This is a genomic window from Bacteroides sp. HMSC067B03 (assembly GCF_001811315.1).
Taxonomy (GTDB): domain Bacteria; phylum Bacteroidota; class Bacteroidia; order Bacteroidales; family Bacteroidaceae; genus Bacteroides; species Bacteroides faecis.
The window spans coordinates 1-1,435 of sequence record NZ_KV804432.1 but is presented as its reverse complement, the minus strand read 5'-3'; the positions used below and the strand labels follow the sequence as shown (position 1 = coordinate 1,435).

Below are 1,435 nucleotides of genomic sequence, written 5' to 3'. Positions count from 1 at the left end.
TACAGGGTGTGCCAGGAATGAAAATTCGGTATCATTTCATCATGCCATGTTTGCCCATCAGTGCCGGAACTCCGAAAAGTACGGTATCAATTTCTTTCCCTATAGTTCTTATTGGGTTAGACAACAAGACGCATTAAAATGTATTCTCAAAGTGAGAATGTATTTTAATTTGCGTCATGTTTCCGCTTCTGCAATGCTTACTAAAGTGGAGTTACCTAAAAGGTAGTGGAACTTTACTAAGGATTGCAGAAGGGATAAAGAAACATACCTTAGAAGGGTGGGTGGGTTTATCGATAGCAAAACTATTGGAGCGTAACAAAGTGAAGCGATTAAGCCTTTTTGGTTCTTTTTTGGCGTTTGAAAAAAGAACTCCCCCCATTTGGGAGGGAGGAATCTTTAAGCAACCTTTGTATTTTTCTCTTCTTCTACTTCTTCCACATCTAGTCTTATATTTAGATGCTGGGCTATGAACTTACTACCTTTAATAGCATCTGCCAATACAGTAAATAAAAATTTAGGTTCTTCTTTTATTGCTTTGCACCATGATTTTAAATAAGCCGCATTTTCTTCTCTGACGGTTACAGAAATACCCAAATATACACCAGACAAAGCCGATATTAATTCTGCTACAAGTTCTTCACGTCCATAATTGAATTTATCATTTTCATAAAATCCTTTTCGATTTAGTCTATTTTTAACACCTGTACTATGTCCCATTTCATGTAATTCTGTACCATAAAAACTTTCTCCGTCCTTAAATTGGCTCTTTAAAGGTAAAGTAATACTATCATTTGATATTGAATAGAACGCACTATCACTAGAAACCGTTTGAATAGGACACACCCAATTTTGATTCTTATTCATTTCATCAAGTATTGGATTTACATACATTTCTTTCTCTTCTTGTGGCTGTTCCTCTCCTGAAAATTTAGCCTTTAATATATCCCATCTATTGGGATATTTTTCCGCAAAATTTGTTTGGTCTAAATTAAAAACTTGGAAATATTTTGTATAAGCTGCTAAACGGTATTCTTTTTGTTCTTCTTCTGATAATTTTTTATATTCATCATATGAAATTTTTTCATTTGTCTGACGATGATAAGCACAAAATAATGTATAATAAACAGGAAAAGCAGCAGCACCTTTTAGAACATTAATACCTTCGTTTCGTGCTTGATTGAATGTCAAAAAAACAGGAGTTTGATAATTATATTTTTCACACAAGAAATAAAGTAAAAAAGCGTTTCCACCACTATAAGTACGCCCTGTTAAATTTTGCGGTAAAAAGTTCTGCTTAGAATTGACTTTAGAGAACCAAGGTTTTTGCCAATTCATAGACAAACTTTCAATTTTCTCAACCATAAGGTTTACAAACTTCTCTGCATTTTTATCAAAAGTAGATTTCATAATTTTGTTTGCTGTTCTTTATACTGGC

At 33.3% G+C, this 1,435-nt stretch carries 1 protein-coding gene and 1 pseudogene; one reads left to right on the top strand and one right to left on the bottom strand.

What is annotated here, in order from left to right:
* Positions 1 to 226 (top strand): annotated as a pseudogene (locus HMPREF2794_RS28075) (hypothetical protein); the annotation flags it as partial.
* A gap of 170 nt (positions 227 to 396) precedes the next feature.
* On the opposite strand, the gene HMPREF2794_RS21415 reads toward HMPREF2794_RS28075, so the two are convergent.
* A complete protein-coding gene (locus HMPREF2794_RS21415) occupies positions 397 to 1,407 on the bottom strand; it encodes an ArdC family protein (protein WP_005647298.1) in 1,011 nt (336 codons plus the stop codon).
* Positions 1,408 to 1,435 lie beyond the last annotated feature (28 nt).

Bases quoted from the DNA above. Each gene is read 5' to 3' on its own strand.
- HMPREF2794_RS21415 (WP_005647298.1), bottom strand. From the start codon at position 1,407: ATGAAATCTACTTTTGATAAAAATGCAGAGAAGTTTGTAAACCTTATG.